Below are 22,496 nucleotides of genomic sequence, written 5' to 3'. Positions count from 1 at the left end.
TAGTAAGAACGACCTTTGCCAGGCCGTCGGGGCGTCTGTAGAACTGGATGAGTCGCCGGGCGGCACGGGTGCTTCACCCGCCGCCTGCGAACCCCTCTCCTTTGCGTGAGTGGCTCACGCATGTCCTCGACATGCCGTGCGACCGCCCTTGTCCCCTTCGGAAGGTCAATCCGTGTCCAACTCTGTCATCCGCCGCATCGCCGCCTCGAAGAAGACCCTCACGGGTACCGTCCTCGCCCTGGGCGTCGCCGGTTCCATGCTGGCCGCGGTTCCCGCGCAGGCCGCCCCGATGAGCGCCAAGGCGATCGCGCAGCAGATGATCAAGGACCCGGCCCAGTTCGCCGCCTTCGACAAGATCATCTCGCACGAGAGCGGCTGGGACCACACCGCGACCAACGCCTCTTCCGGCGCGTACGGCCTGGCCCAGGCCCTGCCGGCGTCGAAGATGGCCTCCGCGGGTGCCGACTGGAAGACCAACCCGGCCACCCAGATCAAGTGGGGCCTGGACTACATGAACGACCGCTACGGCAGCCCGGTCGGCGCCTGGAACTTCTGGTCCGCCAACCACTGGTACTGAGCCACCGGCGGACAGCACAGCAGCGCAGCTGCTCAGCTCGGCTCAGCGCAGCAGACATACGAAGGCCCCGGCGGCCGGCCTCCCCAGGTCCGGCCTCCGGGGCCTTCTGCATCCCATCCCACGGGTCAGTGGCGCCTCACAGGCGCTGGATGATCGTGCCGGTCGCCAGCGCGCCTCCCGCGCACATGGTGATCAGCGCGAACTCCTTGTCACGGCGCTCCAGCTCGTGCAGCGCCGTGGTGATCAGCCGGGCGCCGGTGGCGCCCACGGGGTGGCCGAGGGCGATGCCCCCGCCGTTGACATTGACCTTCTCCAGGTCCTGGTCGAAGACCTGCGCCCAGGACAGGACCACGGAGGCGAAGGCCTCGTTGATCTCCACGAGGTCGATGTCCCGCAACGACATGCCGGCCTTGCCGAGCACGGCCCGCGTCGCGTCGATGGGCCCGTCCAGGTGGTAGTGGGGGTCGGCGCCGACGAGCGTCTGGGCGACGATCCGGGCGCGCGGCTTGAGCTTGAGGGCGCGGGCCATCTTGCGCGAGGCCCACATCACGGCGGCGGCGCCGTCGGATATCTGCGAGGAGTTCCCGGCGGTGTGCACGGCGGTGGGCATGACCGGCTTGAGCCGGGCCAGCGCCTCCATGCTCGTGTCGCGCAGGCCCTCGTCCCGGTCGACCAGGCGCCACATGCCCTGTCCGGCGGCCTGCTCCTCCTCGGTCGTCGGCACCTGCACGGCGAAGGTCTCGCGCTTGAACCGCTCCTCGGCCCACGCCGCGGCGGCCCGCTCCTGGGAGAGGAGCCCGAGCCGGTCCACGTCCTCGCGGGACAGGCCGCGGTGGCGGGCGATCCGCTCGGCGGCCTCGAACTGGTTGGGGAGGTCGACGTTCCACTCGTCCGGGAACGGCTTGCCCGGACCGTGCTTGGATCCCGACCCCAGCGGCACCCGGCTCATCGCCTCGACTCCGCAGGCGATGCCGATGTCCATCACCCCGCCGGAGATCATGTTGGCGACCATGTGGTTGGCCTGCTGGGAGCTGCCGCACTGACAGTCCACCGTGGTCGCGGCAGTCTCGTACGGAAGCCCCATGGCGAGCCAGGCATTGCGGGCGGGGTTCATCGACTGCTCGCCGGCGTGCGTCACGGTGCCGCCGACGATCTGCTCTACGCAGTCGGGCTGGATTCCGGTACGGGCCAGCAGTTCGCGGTAGGTCTCACCGAGCAGGTAGGCGGGATGGAGGTTGGCGAGAGCGCCCCCGCGCTTACCGATGGGGGTGCGTACGGCTTCGACAATGACGGGTTCCGCGGCCATGAGCTCGTCCTCTCCTGCACTGCGTCAGCACGGCGGGCCGTCCCGGCGCCCCGCCTCGAACTAGTACGCGTTCTAGTTCTCCCCGCAGTCTTATGACCTCAGGCCCCGGCACGCAAGGGTCTTGCACACGCCTTGCACGGATTCCACACGCAACAGTTGGCGCCACGACCCTTGTCACTTCTAGAACTCGTTACTACCTTCAAGCCAACTTCTGATGGTCCGTCAGACTTTGGAGTTGCCCGATGTCCTGCCCCGCACTGCCCGACGGCTTCGACGCCACCGACCCAGACCTGCTCCAAAGCCGGGTCCCCTTCCCGGAATTCGCGCAGCTGCGGCAGACCGCGCCCGTGTGGTGGTGCCCGCAGCGGCGGGGCATCACCGGTTTCGACGACGAGGGCTACTGGGCCGTGACCCGGCACGCGGACGTCAAGTACGTCTCCACGCACCCGGAACTGTTCTCCTCGACGACCAACACCGCGATCATCCGCTTCAACGAGCACATTCCGCGTGATGCGATAGATGCCCAGCGCCTGATCATGTTGAACATGGATCCGCCGGAACACACACGCGTACGCCAGATCGTGCAGCGCGGCTTCACCCCGCGGGCTATCCGCAGCCTGGAGGCGGCCCTGCGGGACCGCGCCCGGAAGATCGTCGAGGAGGCCGCGGCCGCGGCGGCCGACGGCAGTTTCGACTTCGTCACGCAGGTGGCGTGCGAACTCCCGCTGCAGGCCATCGCCGAACTGATCGGCGTACCGCAGAAGGACCGCACCAAGATCTTCGACTGGTCGAACAAGATGATCGCCTACGACGACCCGGAATACGCGATCACCGAGGAGGTCGGCTCCAACGCGGCGATGGAACTCATCGGTTACGCGATGAACCTCTCCGCCCAGCGCAAGGAGTGCCCGGCCAAGGACATCGTCACCCAGCTGGTGGCGGCCGAGGGCCAGGGCAACCTCGGCTCCGACGAGTTCGGCTTCTTCGTCCTGCTGCTGGCGGTCGCGGGCAACGAGACCACGCGCAACGCCATCAGCCACGGCATGCACGCCTTCCTGACCCACCCCGAGCAGTGGGAGTTCTACAAGGCGACCCGGCCGTCGACGGCCGCCGAGGAGATCGTGCGCTGGGCCACCCCGGTGGTGTCCTTCCAGCGCACCGCCACCCAGGACACCGAACTGGGCGGCCAGAAGATCAAGGCGGGCGACCGCGTGGGGATGTTCTACTCCTCCGCCAACCACGACCCCGCGGTCTTCACCGACCCGGACGTCTTCGACATCACCCGCGACCCCAACCCCCACCTGGGCTTCGGCGGCGGCGGCCCGCACTTCTGCCTGGGCAAGTCCCTGGCGGTGATGGAGATCGACCTCATCTTCAACGCCCTGGCCGACACCCTCCCCGACCTCCACCTGACGAACGCACCCCCGCGCCGCCTCCGCGCAGCCTGGCTCAACGGCATCAAAGAACTCCGCGTAACCCACCCCTGACCCCCCTGCCGGCACACTCCCGGCACATGCCCAGCCCCGCCGGCGCACATCCCCAGCCCCGCCGACGCTGGAAGCCCACCCCCACCCTCGCCGGCGCTTGAGGCGCGCCCCCAGCCCCGCCGGCGTTTGAGGCGCGGGGTCCGGGGGCGGCGCCCCGGCAACGGCGCCGCACCCGTTCGAGTGGCGGCCCACCCCGAACGGAGTGATCCTGGCAGACAGCGGCGATCCAGCCGAAGGGGCGCCGGGGCCCTCCACGCCCCGGCGCCCCTTCGGCCACCCCGAGCCACCCGAACACCCCCGCCCGGCCCGGCCAGGGCTACGGCCAGGGCTACGGCCCGGCCAGGGCTACGGCTCCGACGGCCGCCCCGCCACCACGTCGTACACCCGCAACCGCACCCGCCGACGCCACCCCTCCCTCTCCTCCCGCACCCGCGCCCTCCGCTCCTTCCGCCCCCCGCAGGGATACCGCGCCCGCGCCCACGGCGACCCCGGCCGGGCCAGCCGTACCGCCCCGACCAGCGCGAAGAACGGTACGAGGACCCCCAGCAGCCCGGTGAACACCTTCCCCTTGGCCAGCGCCACCAGCGCGAACGCCGCGTTCACCCCGACCACCACCACGTACGTCCAGCCGGAGGCCCTCGTACCGTCCTGCGAGGCGTCGTCGACGCCGAACGGCGACGCCCCCAGCAACAGCAGCCCGCACGCCGCCGCGCCGACCACCACCGCGTCCACCGAGAGCCGGCCCTGCTCGGACCAGTAGACGTCCTTCAGGTGCAGGATCAGCGCGAATTCGTCGAGCACCAGCGCCGTGCCGATGCCGAACACCGCCGCGTCGATCTCGGCCCACGGGGACCTGATCCCGATCGGTGAGGCGAGCCCCAACCCTCCGACGATCATGAGGACCACGCCGAAGACCACGTGGTGGATGTGCAGTCCGCCCGGTGTGACGTTCTTCGGCCACCAGGAGACCTGCGCCCGGATCAGCCGGACGCTGATCCGAATGAAGAGGAACGCGCCGAGGAAGCCCAGCAGCAGGCACAGCAGCGGCTGCTTGCCGGGCTCGACGATCTGGCGCTGGTACCAGTCGCCCACGGGTCAGGCCGCCCGACGGGCCGGTCGCGTACGGCGCCGGCGGTCGAGGTACAGGAAGGCGCCGAAGGCCACTACGGCGGCGATCGCGCCCGCCAGGGTGGCCCCGCGGAACCACGGCGCCTGTACGTCCATGACCCGCTGCCCGGCGTGCGCCGCGCCGCCCCCGCCCGCGACCACGCTGAGCGTCCACAGGTTGGGGAGGGCCAGGAGCAGGGCCACCGCCAGCCAGCCGGCGGTGGCCTTCCACGACCGCCGCCTGCGCAGGGCGATCCAGGCCAGCATCAGCGGCAACAGCGTGCAGGCGAAGCCGAAGAGCAGGCCGAGCAGCAGCCCGGTGGCGAGGTGCCCGTCGACGGCCGACCCCACCCGCTGGGACCACCAGCGCGCAATGGTGGCGGCCAGGACGAAGTAGGCCACGACCAGTGCGGCCAACGCCCCGGCGCCGAGCAGTGTCCGCTTGCGCCAGTCGGGTCCGGCGGCCTGTGCGACCCCTGTCGGCTTTGCGCTCATGACCCGATGCTGGCACCGGGTCGGGAGCGCCGCCTGCGGGAGCGGCGCCCGGGAGCGCGGCGCCCGAGGGGGCCGCGGCGGTGTCGCGTACCCGCTACGGGGTCCGCGCCGACGCCCGTACCTTCCGCTCCCCCTGGTTCGACTCCTCGTGCGACCCCTCGTCCGCCCGGCTCGGCCCCGCACCCGGCTGCTGCGCACCCGTGCGCTGCCCGGGCAGGTTCAGCTGGAGCCCCCGCGGCCCGGAGAGCACGTACACGAGCCCGAAGCCGGCGCTCACGACGACGGCCCCGCCGACGGCGTCCAGCACCCAGTGGTTGGCGGTGGCGACGATCGCGCACACCGTGATCAGCGGGTGCAGCGCGCCGAGCAGCTTCTGCCAGCCCTTGGGCGCCAGCACCACGATGACGATCCCGCACCACAGCGACCAGCCGAAGTGCAGCGAGGGCATCGCCGCGTACTGGTTGGAGATCGCGGTCATGGCCCCGTACGAGGGGTTGGCCAGGTCCTGCGGCCCGTGCACGGTGTCGATGAAGTCGAGGCCCGGCATCAGGCGCGGCGGCGCGAGCGGGTAGAGCCAGAAGCCGACGAGGGCGAGGACGGTGGCCAGGCCCAGGGAGGCGCGGGCCCAGCGGTAGTCGCCGGGGCGGCGCCAGTACAGGACCGCCAGGATCGTCAGCGGGACCACGAAGTGGAAGGAGGTGTAGTAGAAGTTGAAGAACGCCTCCAGCCCGGGCGTGCCCACCACGGCGTGGTTGACGGCGTGCTCGATGTCGATGCCGAGCGCCTTCTCGATGCCGTGGATCTGGTTGCCGTTGCCCTCGGCGAGGCTGCGGCTGGTGGGCGCGGCGGCCCGGATGTGCGAGTAGAGCGAGTAACCGACCCGTATCAGCAGCAGTTCCAGCAGCAGGTTGGGGCGGGACAGCACCCGCCGCCAGAACGGCAGCAGCGGCACCCGCGCCCAGCGGGCGGCCGCCGGCCGGCCGTAGTCCGTCGGTACGGGCTCGCGCCAGTACGGCGAGGAGCGCGGCAGGAACGGTACGGCGCAGGCCGCGGCCACGGCGGTCAGGAGCAGGACGTTGTCGCGTACGGGGGCCAGTGCGGCCAGGTTCGGCAGCAGCATCGTGCTCGGCAGGGTCATCGCGAGGACCACGGCCACCGGCCACACGGGGCGGTCGGCGGCCCGCTTGCCCACCTTGCCGGCGACGGCGAGCAGCACCCACAGCATCTGGTGGCGCCAGCCGGCCGGGGACACGGCGACGGCCACGCAGCCGGTGACGGCGACGGCGAGCAGCAGCTGGCCGTCGCGGGCGTAGCGGACCGCGCGGCGCAGGCCGAACCAGACGACGGCGCCCGCGAGGGCGGCGTAGAGCAGGATCTCGAGCGGCCCGGTCAGGCCGAGGCGCAGCAGCGCGCCGTGCACGGACTGGTTGGCGAGGCCGTCGGGGACGCCGCCGAGGCCGGTGCCGGCCAGGCGCTCGATCCAGTACGTCCATGAGTCGCGCGGCATGGCCGCCCACGACAGCGCGGTGGCTCCGGCGAAGGTCACGGCGGCGGTGCGCGCGGCGGGCCGGCGGCCGGTCAGCCACAGCAGCGGGGCGAAGAGCAGCAGCGCCGGCTGGAGGGCGGCGGCGAGGCCGAGGAGGAAGCCCGCGGGCCGGTCGCCGGGCACGCGGAAGACCGCCAGCAGCACCAGCAGGACGGGCAGGACGGCGGTCTGGCCGGGTGAGGCGGCCTCGCGGACGGGCAGCGAGACCATCATCAGGGCCGTGAGCACGGGCGCGGCGAGCAGCGCGGTGCGCCGCGGCACCGGGTCGGGCAGGCCGCGCGCGGCGACGAGCCCGATGGCGGCGACGCACAGCAGCGTCACGCAGGTCCAGGCGACCTCCAGCGACGGGGCGGCGAGGCCGACCAGTGGCTTGAGGACCAGCCCGGCGAAGGGGGTCCCGGAGAACTGGCCGGTGTCGTAGACCGATCCGGGCAGGCTGCCGGGGAGGTGGAAGCCGCTCAGCCACTCGCCGGGTGGCACGCGCAGCACGGCGGCGGCCTGTCTGACGGCGAGAGCGCCCGCCAGCGCCCACAGGAGGAGGCGTGCCGCCCCTAGCCTGTTGTTGTCGCCTATGACTCCGGCATGTCCGTTCGCACCGCTGTGCTCTGCCGCGTTAGCCACGCCTCGCCGGCCTCCCGCCCTGTTGACCGCAACCCTGACTTTGCCTGGCTGCCGCGCTCCATTACCCGCACGACGATATCTCCCGCGGGATGCCTCGGACGGCGCTCGCGCCCATCACGAAGATCAATGACACGGCGGACGGGGGCGCTCCGGGTGCGGACACCGCACTTCATGGCGAAGCTGAAAGTGACACGCATTCCGTGGAGAGGATGGCTCATGTCCATGCTTGACAAGCTCAAAGGCCTGATCAAGGGGCACCCCGACCAGGCCCGCCAAGGCGTCGAGAAGGCCGGTGACGCCTTCGACGCGAAGACCGGCAACAAGTACCAGAGCCAGGTCGACACGGCGCAGCAGAAGCTGAACGAACAGCTCGGCAAGCAGCCGCCCGCCTCCGGGGAGGGGCGCCCGCCCCAGCAGTGACCTTCTGGCAGTGACCACGAGCACGTGGCCGAGTCCCCGGCGGTCCGAGTGACCACCGGGGGCTCCTGCGCGCCCACGGGGATGTAGGGGATGTAGGGGATGTAGGAGACTGCACGCACATCGTCAAGGCCGGGCGTACAGCCCGGCTCGCGTTCATGAGAGGTGCCACGTGCCGAGTGTTGTAAAGATCAACGTGCTGACGGTTCCCGCCGAGCAGCGGGAGGTGCTCGAGCAGCGCTTCGCCTCTCGGGCCGGGACGGTGGAGGGCTCGGACGGCTTCGAGTGGTTCGAGCTGCTGCGCCCGGTGGAGGGCACTGACCAGTACTTGGTCTACACGCGTTGGCGTTCGGAGCAGGACTTTCAGGCGTGGATGGAGGGGCCGATGAAGGCCGCTCACCAGGGCGGCGGTCAGGGCGGCCCCCAGGGCGGCGGCGACGGCGAGCGGCCGAAGCCCGCGGCGTCCGCCTCGACGGTGTGGTCGTTCGAGGTCGTGCAGCAGGCGGCGCCGAAGAAGGCCTGAGGCGAGACGGGGCCGGCCCGGGGTCGGAGCGGGCCGGGGTCGGCGCGGGTTCGGTCCGGGCAGGGTTTGGTCCGGGCCGGGTTCGGCGCGGGTTCGGTCCGGGCCGTCTTCGGTCCGGCCGGACCCCTCACCGGGATCGGCCGGCCCGGCCCCGCGTAGGCTCCCCCCGGGTCGGTTCAGCCCCGGGGGGGTTCAGCCCCGGGGGGGGTCAGCCCCGGGCGGGTTCAGCCCCGGATGGTTCAGCCCCGGATGGGTTCAGCCCTCGACTCGCGTCCCCCAGAAGATGTCTTCCTCGTCGATGTCCGCGGTGCACTGGTCGATGTCGGTGATCTTGTTGCCGATGATCGTGAAGAAGAGTCCCTGACGGATCTCGATACCGCGGTCACCGCGGTCGCCATGCGCCGTGTGGAAGCTCATCACATGGCCCCGCCCGTCCGCCATCACCGCTTCCAGGTGCACCTGGAAGGTCCCTTTCGTCTCCTCGGAGAGGCGGCGGAAGAGGTCGAGTACGTTCTCCCGCCCCTTGTGGTGCCCGGACAGCGGGTTGCCGCCCGGCACGTGGTGGATCACATCGGCCGTCAGCAACGTGCTCATCGTCTCCATGTCGCCCTTGCCGAAGGCCTCGTAGCCGCGGCGGACCAGGGCACAGTCGGGGTGCTCTGACATGGCGTTCCCACCCTCCGGGTCAGCAGGGAATGTCCTTTTTCCTATCATCGGCCCGGCCTTGTGGATATTCCACGCGGGAGATCCACCGCGAACTCCACAATGACGCCATGACCACGCACAGCGAACACCACGAACACGGCACCCTCGACACATCCGCCGCATCCGCCGCGTCCACGCCCTCCACCGCATCCGCCCCGGCATGGGTGGTGACCTCCGAGGCGTTCACCACCCGGGACGCCACCGCCCTGCGCCGCGCGTACTACGCCGAGGTCGCCGGCCGGTACTGGAAACGCCAGGTCACCGAGACCGAGATCGACCAAGGGCTGCTGGACTTTCCGGACGACGGGCTGGCCCCGCCGACGGGGCAGTTCGTCGTCGGCAGGCTGGACGGCGAGCCGCTGGCGTGCGGCGGCGTCCGACTGCTCGACCCCGTCACCGCCGAGCTGACCAGGGTGTATGTCGACCGGCGGGCCCGCGGCACGGGCGGCGGGGCGGCCCTGCTGGAGGTCCTGGAAGCCGAGGCGCGTGTGCTGGGCGCCGAGCGGGTCCGGCTGGACACCCGGTCGGATCTCGTGGAGGCCCGCGCGTTGTACACGCGGCACGGGTATCGGGAAATACCCGCCTACAGCTCCGGCCCGTATGCGCAGCACTGGTTCGAGAAGCGCCTGGCGGCCTGAGCCCGCGCGCGCCCCGTCGAAGGGGCGGCCCGTGGGCGCGCTAGGGGGCGGCGTGGTCCCGGCGCGGCGCGGAATCGTAGGGCTCCTCGGCGTCGGAACCGCACAGCTCCGTATTGATCTCCTCCACCAACTTCACCAGATCCGTCGGACGGTCCGGGCCCCACCAGTCGCCGAGCAGCTCGGCGAGGGACTCCTGCCGGGCCTCGGCGAGCTTCGCGGCGGCCACCTGCCCCTGTTCGGTCAGGACCAGCGCGAGCCCCTCACGGGTGGCGAGCCGGCGCTCCTCGACCTGGCGGGCGGCGTCCGTGATGACCTTCAGTGGCACGTTGGCTCGCTCGGCGAGCACCGAGGGCTCCGTGGATCCGTACCTCTTGATCCGCAGCAGCATCCAGCTGGCGGCGGGCAGCAGGTCGTAGCCGGCCTTCTCGGTGATCTTCTCGTAGACGTGGCGGCGACCCTCACGGGTGCCGAGGACCGACAGCGCGCGGGCGACCTCGTCGCGGGAGGAGCGGTGGACCGGATTGGAGGCCAGGGTCTCGGTCACATCGGGTGCGGTGACCGAGGCGCGGAGCTTGTCCTCCTTCAGGAACCAGGCGATCACGAAGGCGATCAGGACGATCGGCACGGCGTAGAGGAACACGTCCGTGATGGCGGTGGCGTAGGCGTCGAGCACCTGCGGCTGGAGCCCGGAGGGCAGTGCGCTGATGGCCCGTGGGTCGGCCTCCAGCTGCGCGACGCTCGCACCGGCCGGGAGCGTGACACCCGCCAGCGCGGTGGACAGTTTGTCGTCCAGCTGGTTGGTGAAGACCGTGCCGAAGATCGCGACACCGAAGGAGGCGCCGATGGAGCGGAAGAAGGTGGCACCGGAGGTGGCGACCCCGAGGTCGGCGTAGCTGACCGCGTTCTGCACCACCAGGACGAGCACCTGCATGACCAGGCCGAGGCCGGCGCCGAAGACGAAGAAGTAGACGCTCATCTCCCAGGTGGAGCTGGTGCGGTGCAGCTGGTGCAGGAGGAGCAGACCGATCGCGGTCACGCCCGTGCCGGCGATCGGGAAGACCTTCCAGCGCCCGGTGCGGCTGACGATCTGACCGGAGGCGGTGGAGGTGATGAGCATGCCGATCACCATAGGCAGCATATGGACACCCGACATGGTCGGTGAGACGCCCTGGACGACCTGCAGGAAGGTCGGCAGGTAGACCATCGCGCCGAACATCGCGAAGCCGATGACGAAGCTGATCACCGAGCAGAGGGTGAAGGTCCGGATGCGGAACAGACCCAGTGGCAGGACGGGCTCGGTGGCCTTGCGCTCGATGAGGAGGAAGACGGCGAGTAGGACGGCGCCGAGGACCGCGAGGCCGATGATCCGGGCCGAGCCCCAGCCCCAGGTGCCGCCGAGGGAGGCGACGAGCACGAGGCAGGTGGCGACGCAGGCGATGAGGAAGGTGCCGAGGTAGTCGATGGTGTGCTTCGAGGAGCGCTTCGGGATGTGCAGGACGGCGGCGATGACGACGAGTGCGACGACACCGATGGGGAGGTTGATGTAAAAGACCCAGCGCCAGGACAGGTTGTCGACGAAGACGCCGCCCAGCAGCGGGCCCAGCACGCTGGTCGCGCCGAAGACGCCGCCGAAGAGACCCTGGTACTTGCCGCGCTCGCGGGGCGGGACGATGTCGCCGACGATCGCCATCGACAGCACGATCAGCCCGCCGCCGCCCAGGCCCTGCAGCGCGCGGAAGCCGATGAGCTGCGGCATGTCCTGGGCGAGCCCGCACAGTGCCGACCCGATGAGGAAGAGGACGATGGCGTACTGGAAGAGCCGCTTACGTCCGTACTGGTCTCCGAGCTTGCCCCACAGCGGGGTGGCGGCGGTGGAGGCGAGCATGTAGGCGGTGACGACCCACGACAGCTGTGCCATGCCACCGAGATCGCTGACGATGGTCGGCAGGGCGGTGGAGACGATGGTCTGGTCGAGCGCGGCGATCAGCAGGCCCAGCAGCAGGGCTCCGATGGAGACGAGCACCTCGCGGGAGGTGTGCTCGGCGGCGGGGCCGGTCTTCTCCGGGTCGGGAGCGGGGTCCGTGCCTTGCGCGGTCACATCCTGAGCCATCGATACCTCCTCAGGCCGGATCAACATTTCCATCCTGAGCGGTGTGTCCGGTTATGGCCTCTCGGGCGGTTGGGTGGGCCCCCGCGGGTCTGCATAATCGCAGGCAATAGCCAGGGAGGGAGTCCAGTGAGCCGTCAGCACTGTCCAGAATGCGGCGCCCCAGGCGCCGGCTGCGGGTGTGTGCCAGGGGTGGGTTTCAACCCCTTGCGCATCCGCCCGTACGTGACGTTGCCCGACCCCGGCGAACCGGACGCCCCGATGCCCCCGCAGCCGGTGTCCGGCGCGGTGGCCCCGGACGCGCGCCCGGCACCCGCGCCGGTGCCGGTGCCTGAGCCCGCGCAGGACGACACTCCGGCGTACGGGATACCCGTGCGGCCGGCGGACGGACCGTGGCCGGCCGTGCCGGCCGTGCCGGCCGTGCACGCGCCGCACCCGGCCGAGACGGTCCAGCTCCGCGCGATCCCGCACGCGGGCAGCACGTCCGGAGGGCGAGGAGGGGGTGGGGGCGGGGGCCCGGAGAAGCGCACCGGCCCGGCCTCCCGAAAGCCCCTCGCCCTGCTGCTCGGCGCCGCGGCGGTGGTCGCCCTGAGCGGGACGGCGGTGGCGGTGTGGGCGCTGCCGAGCTCCGACACGAGCGATGCGGCGCTGGTGGAGACGAAGGCGCCGGCGCCTTCGGCGAGCGCCGCCCCGGCCGCGCCCTCCGCAAGCCCGTCCCCGAGCAGGGTCAGCCCGTCCCCCTCGGCCTCCCCGTCGCCGAGCGCCTCGAAGTCGGCGTCACCGTCACCCTCGCCCAGCGCGTCCCGCACGTCTGCGTCCCGGTCCCCCAGCCCGACGCCGAGTGCGAGTCGTTCCTCCAGCCCGCCGGCCCCGCAGGCCCCGACCCTGCGGTTCGGGGACACGGGCCCGGAGGTGGAGAAGCTCCAGCGCCTACTGGCGGCGCGCGGCCTGTACCGGGGCAAGATCAACGGCCGGTTCGACTGGCGGGTGGAGGACGCCGTGTCGGAGTTCCAGTACGACAGGGGCATCGACCACATGGAATGGGGCTTCTACGGCCCGGTGACCCGCAAGGCCCTGGAGGGATGAGGGTCACATGCTCGCGGTTGGCGCAGACTGCCCTTTGTTTTGTATCGTGAGGGAACAAAGTGGTTCCGTCCTCTTTCCCTGACCGGTGGACGGAACCACTTGTTCTCTTTCCCGCCCCGTCTGGAGCCCGCCCATGCCGGCCAGCACCACCACCGCACCCGTCGTCCTCACCGCCAAGGCCCTGCTCCTGGACATGGACGGCACGATCGTCAACTCCGACGCGGTGGTCGAACGCTGCTGGCGCGACTGGGCGCTCTCCCACGGCCTGGACCCGCAGGAAGCCATGAAGGTGGTCCACGGCCGCCAGGGCTACGCCACCATGGCCGTGCTGCTGCCGGACCGCCCCATGGAGGTCAACCACGCCGAGAACGCGGTGATGCTGGCCCGCGAGACGGCTGACACCGACGGCGTGATCCCGGTCGCGGGCGCCCCCGAGTTCATGGCCGCGATAGACGGCCTGCCGCACGCCCTGGTCACCTCGGCCGACACGGCCCTGGCCACGGCCCGGATGACCGCCGCTGCCCTGCCGATGCCCGACGTACGGGTCACGGCCGAATCCGTCCAGGCCAGCAAGCCCGACCCGGAGGGCTTCCTCATGGGCGCCGCCGCACTGGGTGTGGACCCGGCCGACTGCATCGTCTTCGAGGACTCGGCCGCGGGCATCACCGCGGGCCGGGCGGCAGGCATGCGCGTGATCGGCGTGGGCCCCCGCGCAGCCGCCCACGCCCCGACGGCCCACGTCCCGGACCTGCGCTCCCTGAACGTCACAACCACCCCGGACGGCTCGATCACCATCACGCTGCGCGCGGCGGAGTAGGCGGTACGGAGCTCCGCGCGAGCGGGGTCAGGCCCCGCACGGGGTGGCTCCCGGGGGGCGGGATCCACGGGGCCGGTAGTCAGAGACGTATACGGGGGTTTCCCGTCAGCCTCATCGTCTCTCCGTGTCGTGCCGGTCCCTCAAGGGCGCTCCCTTCGGCCCCGCCCCTACTGCCCCACCCGCCCGTCGATGCGCTCCCGCAGGAAGTCCGCGTGGCCGTTGTGGCGGGCGTACTCCTCGATCATGTGGATCAGGACCTCGCGGAGTTCCATCGGCTTGTCGTCGTGTTCGGTGTCACCCGTGACGTCCAGGCCGGGCGCCTGCGCGACGAATTTCTCCGCAAAGGCGACTTCGGCCCGCCAGATGGCCCACGCGTCCGCGACCACGGCCGGGTCCGCCACCGCTCCGGTGAAGTCCCCCGCGCGGTCCTCCTCCGAGCGGTAGTGCCGACGTATCTCCTGGCCCGCCATGATGTGCCGGAACCAGTACTGCTCGACGCCCGCAAGGTGGCGTACGAGACCCAGCAGGGACAGGTTGGACGGTTCCACCGAGCGGCGCGCCAAGGCCTCCGCGTCGAGGCCCGCGCACTTGAGTTCCAGCGTCAGGCGCTGGTCGCGCAGGTAGCCGGCCAGCACGGCGCGTTCGCCCTGGAATCCGCCGTCGGTCCGGGTGTCCTCGTCGGGGTGGACGAACATGTTGGACCACCCGAACCGCCGGTCCTCAGCAGACACGGCCACAGGCGCAGGAACAGCCACAGCCGCAGGCACGGGCGCGGACATACCCACAGCCACCAGCGCGGGGACGGGCTCACTGAAAGGGCTGATGGAGGGGCGGACGGAAGGGCGGAGGAAGGCGCCGGTGGAGGCAGCGGTGTCGGTCACGCGCACGAGCCTGACCTGTACCTTCTGCGCCCGCAAGGAAATATCGCCACCACCATGGCCCATCGCCCCGATTCACCGACCCGATACATCGACGCGACTCACCGACCCGCCCCACCACCCCGCGACCCGTCGGCTCAGCCCGCAATCGCCTCGTACAGCGAGAACGCGGCCAGTGCGGCCATCACGGCAGCCGCGATCTTGGTGATGAGCCGCAGCGGAACGTACTTCATCAGGGTGCGCCCGCCCAGGATGCCGATGCCCGCGACCGCCCACAGGGCGAGTACGGCGCCGATGCCGACCGAAACGGGGTTGTCGTACCGGGCGGCGAGGTTGGCGGTCATGATCTGGGTCAGGTCACCGAACTCCGCCACCAGGATCAGCATGAAGCCCGCCCCCGAGACCCTCCAGAAGGACTGGTCGGCGGGCTGCTTGACCTCCTCGTCGCCGTCGCTCTTCTTCAGGAGCAGCATGGCCGCGCCCAGGAGGAAGAGGATGCCGACGACGGCCTGGACGAGCCGGTGCGGGAGCAGCGTGAGGACGCTGCCCGCGGCGATGGCGAGCGCGACGTGTACGGCGAAGGCGGCGGCGACGCCCGCGAAGACGTAGGAGGCGCGGTAGCGCGTGCCGAGCATCAGGCCGGCGAGGGCCGTCTTGTCGGGGAGTTCGGCAAGGAAGACGACGCCGAAGGCGATCGCCGTGATGCTGAAGCTGAACACGGGGGTGAAACCTCAATCGGTCGGGCAGGACGCCATCGGGACCGAGAGACCTGGGGTTTTTCAGGGGTCGCTTCGGCTCGGCGGCGCCCTGACTTGCGCATGCGCGTACGAAACGCGCCTGCACGTGAACAGGACACTGCGGCCGAAGGTCTCGCTGGCCGGCCGCTGTCCGCGTCCTGCCTCCGGGCGCCGGCTGGTGTGACCCAGCAGTATGTCGACGGTCCGGCGAAGAGCTACTCCCCTTCTGCTCAGAACAGAGTACGCGACGCCCTCGACCGGCCGGAATAGGCCTTTGGTCCCTCCCCTGACCCTCCCCCGCCCCGCCGGAACGGCATCCGTACCCCGCCCCGCCTCCCGCCGGACCCCCGTCCCGACCTGGGTCGAGCCGTCCGCTCCCGTCCCACCTGCCCCACTGTCCCCATGTGGAATTTCAATTTCCGTTTAAATTGAAGGCGTTGAGTGACTTGATGTGACGTGTTCATGTCGCCAGGCTGTCACCTGGCGCCCACCCCCGCGAAACCCGGCGCCGCCACCATGGCCACGCCCCACCGGGGCCGCACGGCCACACCCCCGCATCCAGGGAGCCCCTCATGGCACTCATACCCAGCATCTACGCGCGTCGAATTGGCGTGCTCGCATCAGCCGCCGCGCTCGCCGCGCTCACCTCCCTCCTGAACGCCCCGGCCGCCCAGGCCGCCCCGCCCGCCCCCATCAGCGCCTCGGCCGCGCGCGCCTACCTGGCGACGGTCACCCCGAAGACCGAGGGGACCACCAGCGGCTACAGCCGCGACCTCTTCCCGCACTGGAGCACCGTCTCCGGAAGCTGCAACACCCGCGAGACCGTCCTCAAGCGCGACGGCGTCAACGTCGTCCAGGACTCCGCCTGCGCCGCCGTGAGCGGAAGCTGGTACTCCGAGTACGACGGAGCCACCTGGACCGCAGCCTCCGACCTCGACATCGACCACGTCGTCCCGCTCGCCGAGGCCTGGCGCTCCGGTGCCAATTCCTGGACCACGAGCAAGCGCCAGCAGTTCGCCAACGACCTCACGCGCCCGCAGCTCATCGCGGTCACCGACAACGTCAACCAGGCCAAGGGCGATCTCGACCCCGGCAAGTGGCTGCCCTCGCGGACGTCCTACCGCTGTACGTACGCGCGGATGTGGGTCAACGTGAAGCAGTACTACGGTCTGAGCATGGACTCCGGCGAGAAGACGGCCCTGGTCAACATCCTGAACGGCTGCTGACCCAAGCCGGCCGATCTTTCCCCCGCCAGGGGGAGGCGTGGCTCCCCCCACCCGTCGTACCGTGATCGAAGGGGATACGGAGGAGGGGGAGTTGCATGGCCGGACTGCGTCTGGGGCCGCTGTTGCGCCACGTCGACTGGGACACGGGCGGGGCGGCCACGATATGGGTCGAGGCCGACCGCCCGTGCACGGCCGAGGTGCGGTGCGCGGACGGGGCGGGCGGAAGTGCGCGCACCTTCCAGATAGCCGGTCACCACTACGCGCTCGTTCCGGTGACCGGCCTGACCCCGGGCGCGACCACGGCCTATGAGGTGCTGCTCGACGACCGGCCGGTGTGGCCGCTGCCCGACAGCGGCTTCCCGCCGAGCACGATCACCACTCCGGCGGTGACCGGCCCCGGCCGTCCGGCTCCGGGGCTGCGGGTCACCTTCGGCTCGTGCCGGCAGGCGGCGCCGCCCGCGGGCCGGCACGGGCCGCACGGCGCGGACGCGCTCGACACCCTCGCGGCGCGGCTGGCCGCCGACCCGGAGGCGGTGCGCCCGGACGTCCTGCTGCTGCTCGGCGACCAGGTGTACGCCGACGCGCTGTCGCGGGAGACGCGGGCGTGGCTCGCGGCCCGGCGGGACCTTCGGGAGCCGCCGGGCGCCCAGGTCGCGGACTACGAGGAGTACACCCGCCTCTATTACGAGTCCTGGCTCGACCCGGAGATCCGCTGGCTGCTGTCGACCGTGCCCAGCCTGCACATATTCGACGACCACGACGTGATCGACGACTGGAACACGAGCGCGGCGTGGCTGGCGGAGATGCGGGCGACGCCGTGGTGGCGCGAGCGCGTCCTCAGCGGGCTGATGTCGTACTGGGTGTACCAGCACCTGGGCAATCTCTCCCCCGCCGAGCTGGCGGCCGACGGGCTGTTCGAGGCGGTACGGCAGACCCCCGACGGTACGGAGGCGCTCCGGGCCTTCGCGTCCGCGGCGGACGCCGATCCGGGCACGGTGCGCTGGAGCTACCGCCGCGACTTCGGCCGGACCCGGCTGCTGATGGTCGACACCCGGGCGGCGCGGGTGCTGGCCGAGGACGGACGGGCGATGCTCGATCCGGCGGAGCAGCAGTGGCTTCGGGAGAACGCTCTGGCCGGGCACGGGGGGTACGACCACCTCCTGATCGGGTCCTCGTTGCCGTGGCTGATGCCGCCGCTGATCCACGACGCCGAGGCGTGGAATGCCGCGCTGTGCCGTGGCGAGCGGGGTCCGCGGTGGGCGCGGATCGGGGAGGACCTGCGCCGACGCAGCGATCTGGAGCACTGGGCTGCGTTCCCGGCCTCGTTCGCGGCGCTGACCAATCTGATCGAGGAGGTCGGGACGGGGCCGCGGGCGCCGGCGACGGTGTGCGTGCTGTCCGGGGACGTGCATCACGCGTATGTGGCCGAGCCCCGAATACCGAGCACGGCGCGGGTGTTCCAGCTGACGTGCTCGCCGGTTCACAATTCCATCCATACCGCGGTGAAGTGGGGTTTTCGGCTGGGCTGGTCCCGGACGGGGCGGTGGCTGGGGCGCGGTTTCTCGTTGCACGGGCGGACGGGGCGGCCGCCGGTGAACTGGCGGCGTACCGGTGGGCCGTGGTTCGGCAATCAGCTGATGACGCTGGCCCTGTCGGGGCGGACGGCGCGGCTGCGGCTGGACCAGGCGCGCAAGCAGCGTGAGGGAGCCGTGCTGGTGACGGTGCTGGACCGGGACCTCACCGCGGCGGAGTAGGGGGTGCGGCGGGGCTCCGGCGGTGCGGGGCGGTGGACTTGGCGGGGCGCCGGGGCGGGTGGCGCCCCGGGCATCGGATCGGGTGGCGCCCCGGGCATCCGGGACGCGAACGCCGGGCGTACGCTGTATGGCTGTCAGGCCGCTCCTGCCGCTCCCCGCGACGTCGCGGCGCTTCATGCCGCAGAACGTCAACCGGACTGGGGAGTCCCGCTTTGTTTGAGACGCTGGGTTCGCTGACCGCGAGCCCATGGATCTACGCCCTCGTGGCGGTGTCCATCGTGCTCGACGTCTTCCTCCCGGTGCTCCCGAGCGGGGTTCTGGTGATTACCGCTGCCGCGGCTGCCGCGGCCGCCGGGGCGGCGGGACCCGTGCCGGTGCCGGTGCCCGAGCAGGTGCCGGACATCCTGCTCCTGCTCGTGATCGCCACGACCGCCTCGGTGCTGGGTGACATGGCAGCGTTCCGGCTGGGCCGGCACGGCGGAGCCCGGCTGGACCGGGCCATCGCCCGCTCCCGCCGGCTGACCCGGGCCCATGAGCGCCTCGGCACGGCGCTGGCCCGCGGTGGCGGCGCCCTGGTGGTGATCGCCCGCTTCGCCCCGGCCGGGCGCTCGGTGGTGTCCCTGGGGGCGGGCAAGACCCAGCGCAAGGTCGCGGAGTTCCTGCCGTGGTCGGTCCTCGCGGGCATGGCCTGGGCGGGCTACAGCGTGGCCCTCGGGTACTTCGGCACGCAGTGGCTCGGCACCCAGTGGCTCGGCACCGCCCTGTCCGTGGTCGCCCTCTTCGCCGCGGGCGCCCTGGCGGCCTTCCTCGTACGCCGCCCGCCCCCGGCCGCAGCGACGGCGTAGGGGCGTAGGCCCTCCGGCGACGGCGTAGGGGCGTAGGCCCTCCGGCGACGGCGGCTCAGGTCGTCCCGCGACGGCGGCGTAGGCCGTCCGCCACGCCTGCGCTCCCCCGGGCGGAGCAATGGCTCACCCGTTCACCCGGCCCCGATCGCCACCCCCGGGCCGGGCTCCTAGCGTCCGTAGCACGTGCGCAATCGAATCCGCGTCACATCCGTGGCCCGGTCGCGCCGTTTCGACGAGCCGAGGAGTCCTCTCCATGCCCGCCAAACCGCCCGCCGCACCGCCCACAGCAGCGCGCCGCCTGGTGACTGTCGCGGCCGCGACCCTCATCGCCGCTGCCGCCGCTCCCGCCACCCTCGCCTACGCCTTCCCCTCCGCCACCGTCTCCCCCACCGCCGTCGCCCCGGGCGGCCGGGTCGCGCTCAATGTCGCGGGATGCGGAACGCAGGTCGCCAGGGTCACGTCGACCGCCTTCGGCGAGGTCCGGCTGACCCCGGGCAACCAGGCGGCCGCCAACCTCATCGGCAACGCCAACGTCTTCAACAACGCCAACCCGGGCACTCACAACGTCGTCTTCGAGTGCGGCGGCCCCGGCGGCGAGCGTGTCACCCTGTCACTGCAGGTCACCACGGGTGCGGCGCGGGGCGGAACGGGCGGCAGCATCGGTTCGATGAGCCCCGGGCAGATCGCCGTCGGCAGCGCTCTCACCGCGGGCGCGCTGGGCGCCGGAGTGTGGGTGATGCGCCGCCGCGCGGCGGCCTCGTAGGCCCGGTCCGGGTCACGCGGGGGCGGCCTGCCCCCGTACGTGCACCCCGTCGAGCAGCGCCGCGGTGGCCTCGGCGACGGCGTCCACCGCCGCCTCGAACACCTCGCGGTTGTGCGCGGCGGGTGCCCGGAACCCGGACACCTTCCGTACGTATTGCAGGGCGGCGGCGCGGATCTCCTCCTCGGTCGCCCTCTCGGGGATGGCGGGCGGGCGCAGAGTCTTAATGGAACGGCACATACCCCTACTATCCCGCTACCGGGGCAGCTCGGCCCCGGAAAGTTTCATGATCAAACCAGCTTGGAGGCGGGCCCTCAGCCCTTGGTCCTCGACCGTGTCCAGCAGCTCGATGGCCTGCTGGGTCGTCTCGGCGGCCCGCCGGTCGTCGCGCAGCGAGGCGGTCTGGTCGGCCATGTGCTTGAGCGCGATGTCGGCCCGCCGGTGGAAGAGCTGCCCGATCAGGGTGGTGACCAGCCCCGCCGAGCTCGTGACGATCCCCAGGTAGAGCTCCCCTCCGGCCTCGGCCTTCCAGACCGCGAGTCCGATCCCGAAGAGCAGGATCGCCGCCCCGACCCCGGCGAACCGCTGGCTGGTGACGAAGCTGCTGCGCGCCTGGGTCAGTCCGTAGGCGTAGTACTCCACCAGCATCGGCGTGAACTCGTCCCGTCGCTCACCGGCCTGCGCGGCCGGGTGCTGTATCCCCCCGACGTCCTGGAACTTCCGCTCCCCGGGGCCTGCGGCGGGCTGTTCCTCCGCCTCGGCGAGAGTGGCGAGCAGCCGCGCCCGTTCCTGGTCCCGCTTCCGCTCGAATCCCACCCCCAGGGACCGCTCCATCAGCGCCAGCGCCCCGGCGACCACGGCCACGACCAACCCACCCCACGCGAGCTCGCCCATCCCCCGACGATCCCACGCCGGGAACCGTCGGCCAAGGGAGCATCGATCGCCCCAAATGCGGAGAAACCACACCGAACCTAGACTGACCGAGGCATGAAGAGTCGCCGACAAGGGAGACCAGCATGGCTAAGCGAGGCAACAAGCGCCGGGCCCGCAAGAAGAAGAAGGCCAACCACGGCAAGCGCCCCAACGCCTGACCCGAAGGACCCCCGGCCTCACCGGCCGGGGGTCTTCGCGGTTCACGACGGCACACAGCAGGCCGTCAACTCCGGCGGGTCAGATCAACGGTGGTGCCACCGCTGAACGCCGAGTCGTGCAACTCGATGCGCGCGGGATCCGCGCCCTTCGGAATGTCGAAGACGACGATCCCGTCGACGACGTTGCCGGGGTTGATCTGCTCGAGGAACGACTCGCTGCCGTCGAGATAGATCCCCGCGGCGGTGTCCGCACTGTACTTGCTGCCATTGCGGTCGATGAGCTCCTGGTCGGAGCCGTCGAAGGTCTGAGCCTTGTCCCCGATGTTCTTCACGGTCATATGGACGAGGAAGAACTGCCCTTGCGCATCCTGACCGTACGCACCCCCGACGTTGCCCACCCCGGGCTGCAACCTGGTGACGGTGAACTCGAACTTCCCGTCCCGCACCGGCTGGCCCAGTCCGGGCAGACGCCCGGAATCGGTGACGGCCTTGGCCTTGGTCGGAGCGGGCGGTGGCGGTGCGACCGGCTCCTTGCCCGCGAACGATCCGGCGATCCCCAGGACCACAAGGCCGGCGGTGATGGCCATCAGCACGGTCAGCAGCCGATGCCGGGCAAACCACCCGCGCCGGTCCGGCGGACGCTCCGGGGCAGGCCCCCACTGCGGCGGCGACTGAGGGCTCATGGCAACCTCCGGGCTCAACCTTGCGGCGGATCCCGATTGTCCCGCCGCGAAGCCCTCCCGGCATTCCGAGCCCGAAACCGGCTGCAAGCCCCCACCTGAGGGCGCCGAGCCGAACCATCCGTACAGATGCCGATTCCCCCTCCCGGGCCGAACCGCCGACATCTGTTGTCCGAGCCCTCCCGGCTTTCACCTGACACTCACCGATATTCGCCATGGACTTCGCAACGCCAAGGTGATCCGGGCGAGTTGACCCTTGCGTCGCGTTTACGCGGACCATTGCTCACCTACGCCACAAGACCGAGCGAGCCGTACGCGACGTCGACGAAGTCATCCCGGACTGCCTGAAAACGCTCCAGCAGCGGGTCGCGGAGGAAGCCACCGATCATCTCGTCCCAGCACGCGACACTGTTGGCCACTTCGAGTACCTGCCTGACCTGCTCCGCATCCAGTGCGCGGCTCTCCTGCAAGGTGAATTCCAAAAGGCCGGGTTTCTCCCACCGCTCTTCATCCTCCAGGCGACCCCACTCAGCCAAGAGTTCCCACGCCACGTACGCCGAGGTGTGGTGTGCGTCCTCGCAGAACTCGGCGTTGCGAGGGCGCCAGGCTTCCTCCAGAGCGCTGATCGTCGATCTCAGCACAGCGCGGCGGAGTGCCGGCTTCTCCAGTCGGGCGCATTGCCTGGCCACCTTCTCCGCCTGGCTCAGAACTGCCGGAGGCCCCAGGACTGCGACACCCGCCCGCGCCTGCACCACTGCGGTCGCCTTCTGATCGAGCAGCTCCCGCCGGGAGGCGCCAGGGACTTCCGGTAGCTCGGTGACGACCCGAACGAGAACGTCCACCGCACTCAGAAACTCGGCATAGGCCGAGCGGCGCACGCCCTCCAACCACTGCTCGCGTCCCGCGCGCTCTTGAAGTTGGGCAGCCGCCACTGCCGCCCGAGACTGATCAATGCCTGCCAGCACCGTGGCACCAGCGGCCCTGTCCGCGCTGCGCCTGCTCCAGTGGGCAGCGAGCAGAGTGGCCGGCACGGTGATGAGGATGGTGAGGGCGCTTGTTGCCGCTACAGCTTGGTCCAGTTGCATGAGACGCA

General features: G+C 71.1%; 25 protein-coding genes. 12 read left to right on the top strand and 13 right to left on the bottom strand.

The annotated features are described in order from the left end of the window. The first annotated feature begins 172 nt into the window (after nt 1-172). On the top strand, nt 173-577 hold the full coding sequence (locus ACIQZO_RS00385; RefSeq protein ID WP_403617840.1) for a transglycosylase SLT domain-containing protein: 405 nt from the start codon (nt 173-175) through the stop codon (nt 575-577). Between the two features lie 136 nt (nt 578-713). Here ACIQZO_RS00385 and ACIQZO_RS00380 read toward each other — a convergent pair whose 3' ends face one another. After that, complete coding sequence (locus ACIQZO_RS00380; protein WP_030390693.1) at nt 714-1,883, bottom strand: steroid 3-ketoacyl-CoA thiolase; 1,170 nt, start codon at nt 1,881-1,883, stop codon at nt 714-716. Between the two features lie 242 nt (nt 1,884-2,125). Between ACIQZO_RS00380 and ACIQZO_RS00375 the strand changes: the two genes are divergently transcribed. Next, nucleotides 2,126-3,370, top strand: a complete 1,245-nt coding sequence (locus tag ACIQZO_RS00375) for a cytochrome P450 (RefSeq protein WP_403617838.1) — start codon at nt 2,126-2,128, stop codon at nt 3,368-3,370. Nucleotides 3,371-3,715: 345 nt separating this feature from the next. Here ACIQZO_RS00375 and ACIQZO_RS00370 read toward each other — a convergent pair whose 3' ends face one another. The 3 genes from ACIQZO_RS00370 to ACIQZO_RS00360 all read right to left on the bottom strand — a co-directional run bounded on the left by ACIQZO_RS00370 (nt 3,716) and on the right by ACIQZO_RS00360 (nt 7,139). Beyond that, nucleotides 3,716-4,462, bottom strand: coding sequence for a hypothetical protein (locus tag ACIQZO_RS00370; RefSeq protein ID WP_403617836.1), 747 nt, complete (start codon nt 4,460-4,462; stop codon nt 3,716-3,718). Nucleotides 4,463-4,465: 3 nt separating this feature from the next. Next, nucleotides 4,466-4,972, bottom strand: coding sequence for a hypothetical protein (locus tag ACIQZO_RS00365; RefSeq protein ID WP_403617834.1), 507 nt, complete (start codon nt 4,970-4,972; stop codon nt 4,466-4,468). Nucleotides 4,973-5,066: 94 nt separating this feature from the next. Further along, nucleotides 5,067-7,139, bottom strand: coding sequence for a bifunctional glycosyltransferase 87/phosphatase PAP2 family protein (locus tag ACIQZO_RS00360; protein WP_403617832.1), 2,073 nt, complete (start codon nt 7,137-7,139; stop codon nt 5,067-5,069). A gap of 216 nt (nt 7,140-7,355) precedes the next feature. On the opposite strand from ACIQZO_RS00360, the gene ACIQZO_RS00355 reads away from it, so the two are divergent. Then, entirely contained in the window at nt 7,356-7,559 is a 204-nt protein-coding gene (locus ACIQZO_RS00355; protein WP_403617830.1) for an antitoxin, read from the top strand. Nucleotides 7,560-7,728: 169 nt separating this feature from the next. Continuing rightward, nucleotides 7,729-8,079 carry an antibiotic biosynthesis monooxygenase family protein gene (locus ACIQZO_RS00350; RefSeq protein WP_403617828.1) on the top strand — a complete coding sequence of 117 codons (351 nt, stop codon included), beginning with the start codon at nt 7,729-7,731 and terminating at the stop codon, nt 8,077-8,079. Between the two features lie 255 nt (nt 8,080-8,334). On the opposite strand, the gene ACIQZO_RS00345 is transcribed toward ACIQZO_RS00350, so the two are convergent. Then, entirely contained in the window at nt 8,335-8,745 is a 411-nt protein-coding gene (locus ACIQZO_RS00345; RefSeq protein ID WP_403617826.1) for a nuclear transport factor 2 family protein, read from the bottom strand. Nucleotides 8,746-8,852: 107 nt separating this feature from the next. On the opposite strand from ACIQZO_RS00345, the gene ACIQZO_RS00340 reads away from it, so the two are divergent. Continuing rightward, entirely contained in the window at nt 8,853-9,422 is a 570-nt protein-coding gene (locus ACIQZO_RS00340; protein WP_403617824.1) for a GNAT family N-acetyltransferase, read from the top strand. Between the two features lie 40 nt (nt 9,423-9,462). Here ACIQZO_RS00340 and ACIQZO_RS00335 read toward each other — a convergent pair whose 3' ends face one another. Both ACIQZO_RS00335 and ACIQZO_RS00330 read right to left on the bottom strand, forming a co-directional pair. Beyond that, nucleotides 9,463-11,532, bottom strand: a complete 2,070-nt coding sequence (locus ACIQZO_RS00335; RefSeq protein WP_403617822.1) for a DHA2 family efflux MFS transporter permease subunit — start codon at nt 11,530-11,532, stop codon at nt 9,463-9,465. 134 nt (nt 11,533-11,666) lie between these two features. Next, on the bottom strand, nt 11,667-12,431 hold the full coding sequence (locus ACIQZO_RS00330) for a hypothetical protein (RefSeq protein WP_403617820.1): 765 nt from the start codon (nt 12,429-12,431) through the stop codon (nt 11,667-11,669). A gap of 10 nt (nt 12,432-12,441) precedes the next feature. Here ACIQZO_RS00330 and ACIQZO_RS00325 point away from each other — a divergent pair, with 10 nt between their 5' ends. Together ACIQZO_RS00325 and ACIQZO_RS00320 are read left to right on the top strand one after the other, a co-directional pair. After that, nucleotides 12,442-12,615: a peptidoglycan-binding protein gene (locus ACIQZO_RS00325; protein ID WP_403617818.1), complete on the top strand. Its 174-nt coding sequence runs from the start codon at nt 12,442-12,444 to the stop codon at nt 12,613-12,615. Nucleotides 12,616-12,748: 133 nt separating this feature from the next. Continuing rightward, nucleotides 12,749-13,432 carry an HAD-IA family hydrolase gene (locus tag ACIQZO_RS00320; RefSeq protein ID WP_403617816.1) on the top strand — a complete coding sequence of 228 codons (684 nt, stop codon included), beginning with the start codon at nt 12,749-12,751 and terminating at the stop codon, nt 13,430-13,432. 167 nt (nt 13,433-13,599) lie between these two features. Here ACIQZO_RS00320 and ACIQZO_RS00315 read toward each other — a convergent pair whose 3' ends face one another. After that, a complete protein-coding gene (locus ACIQZO_RS00315; RefSeq protein ID WP_403619147.1) occupies nt 13,600-14,127 on the bottom strand; it encodes a DinB family protein in 528 nt (175 codons plus the stop codon). A 320-nt stretch (nt 14,128-14,447) separates the two neighbouring features. Next, nucleotides 14,448-15,029 carry a TMEM165/GDT1 family protein gene (locus ACIQZO_RS00310; RefSeq protein WP_403617814.1) on the bottom strand — a complete coding sequence of 194 codons (582 nt, stop codon included), beginning with the start codon at nt 15,027-15,029 and terminating at the stop codon, nt 14,448-14,450. 599 nt (nt 15,030-15,628) lie between these two features. On the opposite strand from ACIQZO_RS00310, the gene ACIQZO_RS00305 reads away from it, so the two are divergent. From ACIQZO_RS00305 to ACIQZO_RS00290, 4 genes are all read left to right on the top strand, one after another. Beyond that, entirely contained in the window at nt 15,629-16,273 is a 645-nt protein-coding gene (locus ACIQZO_RS00305; RefSeq protein ID WP_403619144.1) for an HNH endonuclease family protein, read from the top strand. Nucleotides 16,274-16,368: 95 nt separating this feature from the next. After that, on the top strand, nt 16,369-18,027 hold the full coding sequence (locus ACIQZO_RS00300; RefSeq protein ID WP_403617812.1) for an alkaline phosphatase D family protein: 1,659 nt from the start codon (nt 16,369-16,371) through the stop codon (nt 18,025-18,027). Nucleotides 18,028-18,239: 212 nt separating this feature from the next. Next, on the top strand, nt 18,240-18,872 hold the full coding sequence (locus ACIQZO_RS00295; RefSeq protein WP_403617810.1) for a DedA family protein: 633 nt from the start codon (nt 18,240-18,242) through the stop codon (nt 18,870-18,872). A gap of 253 nt (nt 18,873-19,125) precedes the next feature. Continuing rightward, entirely contained in the window at nt 19,126-19,635 is a 510-nt protein-coding gene (locus tag ACIQZO_RS00290) for a hypothetical protein (protein ID WP_403617808.1), read from the top strand. A gap of 12 nt (nt 19,636-19,647) precedes the next feature. Here the strand turns inward: ACIQZO_RS00290 and ACIQZO_RS00285 are convergent, their stop codons facing one another. Together ACIQZO_RS00285 and ACIQZO_RS00280 are read right to left on the bottom strand one after the other, a co-directional pair. Beyond that, entirely contained in the window at nt 19,648-19,872 is a 225-nt protein-coding gene (locus ACIQZO_RS00285; RefSeq protein WP_403617806.1) for a DUF2277 family protein, read from the bottom strand. 15 nt (nt 19,873-19,887) lie between these two features. Beyond that, nucleotides 19,888-20,526: a hypothetical protein gene (locus ACIQZO_RS00280; protein WP_403617804.1), complete on the bottom strand. Its 639-nt coding sequence runs from the start codon at nt 20,524-20,526 to the stop codon at nt 19,888-19,890. A 122-nt stretch (nt 20,527-20,648) separates the two neighbouring features. Between ACIQZO_RS00280 and ACIQZO_RS00275 the strand changes: the two genes are divergently transcribed. Further along, the gene (locus tag ACIQZO_RS00275; RefSeq protein ID WP_100661309.1) at nt 20,649-20,723 is read left to right on the top strand and encodes a 50S ribosomal protein bL37; all 75 of its coding nucleotides are present in this window, start codon (nt 20,649-20,651) and stop codon (nt 20,721-20,723) included. A gap of 65 nt (nt 20,724-20,788) precedes the next feature. Here the strand turns inward: ACIQZO_RS00275 and ACIQZO_RS00270 are convergent, their stop codons facing one another. Together ACIQZO_RS00270 and ACIQZO_RS00265 are read right to left on the bottom strand one after the other, a co-directional pair. After that, on the bottom strand, nt 20,789-21,493 hold the full coding sequence (locus ACIQZO_RS00270; RefSeq protein ID WP_403617802.1) for a DUF4352 domain-containing protein: 705 nt from the start codon (nt 21,491-21,493) through the stop codon (nt 20,789-20,791). A 197-nt stretch (nt 21,494-21,690) separates the two neighbouring features. Next, nucleotides 21,691-22,488 (bottom strand): hypothetical protein, encoded by a 798-nt coding sequence (locus tag ACIQZO_RS00265; protein ID WP_403617800.1) that lies wholly within the window; start codon nt 22,486-22,488, stop codon nt 21,691-21,693. Between the last annotated feature and the right edge of the window lie 8 nt (nt 22,489-22,496).

Origin of the sequence: Streptomyces sp. NPDC097617, from assembly GCF_044761485.1 — a bacterium.
Taxonomy (GTDB): Bacteria; Actinomycetota; Actinomycetes; order Streptomycetales; family Streptomycetaceae; genus Streptomyces.
This window is presented reverse-complemented; position numbering and strand designations above follow the sequence as displayed.

Excerpts from the sequence above, each read along its gene's own strand:
- ACIQZO_RS00380 (WP_030390693.1), bottom strand. The coding sequence starts at position 1,883 with ATGGCCGCGGAACCCGTCATTGTCGAAGCCGTACGCACCCCCATCGGT.
- ACIQZO_RS00375 (WP_403617838.1), top strand. The coding sequence starts at position 2,126 with ATGTCCTGCCCCGCACTGCCCGACGGCTTCGACGCCACCGACCCAGAC.
- ACIQZO_RS00365 (WP_403617834.1), bottom strand. The coding sequence starts at position 4,972 with ATGAGCGCAAAGCCGACAGGGGTCGCACAGGCCGCCGGACCCGACTGG.
- ACIQZO_RS00355 (WP_403617830.1), top strand. The coding sequence starts at position 7,356 with ATGTCCATGCTTGACAAGCTCAAAGGCCTGATCAAGGGGCACCCCGAC.
- ACIQZO_RS00345 (WP_403617826.1), bottom strand. The coding sequence starts at position 8,745 with ATGTCAGAGCACCCCGACTGTGCCCTGGTCCGCCGCGGCTACGAGGCC.
- ACIQZO_RS00340 (WP_403617824.1), top strand. The coding sequence starts at position 8,853 with ATGACCACGCACAGCGAACACCACGAACACGGCACCCTCGACACATCC.
- ACIQZO_RS00335 (WP_403617822.1), bottom strand. The coding sequence starts at position 11,532 with ATGGCTCAGGATGTGACCGCGCAAGGCACGGACCCCGCTCCCGACCCG.
- ACIQZO_RS00320 (WP_403617816.1), top strand. The coding sequence starts at position 12,749 with ATGCCGGCCAGCACCACCACCGCACCCGTCGTCCTCACCGCCAAGGCC.
- ACIQZO_RS00315 (WP_403619147.1), bottom strand. The coding sequence starts at position 14,127 with ATGTTCGTCCACCCCGACGAGGACACCCGGACCGACGGCGGATTCCAG.
- ACIQZO_RS00300 (WP_403617812.1), top strand. The coding sequence starts at position 16,369 with ATGGCCGGACTGCGTCTGGGGCCGCTGTTGCGCCACGTCGACTGGGAC.
- ACIQZO_RS00290 (WP_403617808.1), top strand. The coding sequence starts at position 19,126 with ATGCCCGCCAAACCGCCCGCCGCACCGCCCACAGCAGCGCGCCGCCTG.
- ACIQZO_RS00285 (WP_403617806.1), bottom strand. The coding sequence starts at position 19,872 with ATGTGCCGTTCCATTAAGACTCTGCGCCCGCCCGCCATCCCCGAGAGG.
- ACIQZO_RS00280 (WP_403617804.1), bottom strand. The coding sequence starts at position 20,526 with ATGGGCGAGCTCGCGTGGGGTGGGTTGGTCGTGGCCGTGGTCGCCGGG.
- ACIQZO_RS00265 (WP_403617800.1), bottom strand. The coding sequence starts at position 22,488 with ATGCAACTGGACCAAGCTGTAGCGGCAACAAGCGCCCTCACCATCCTC.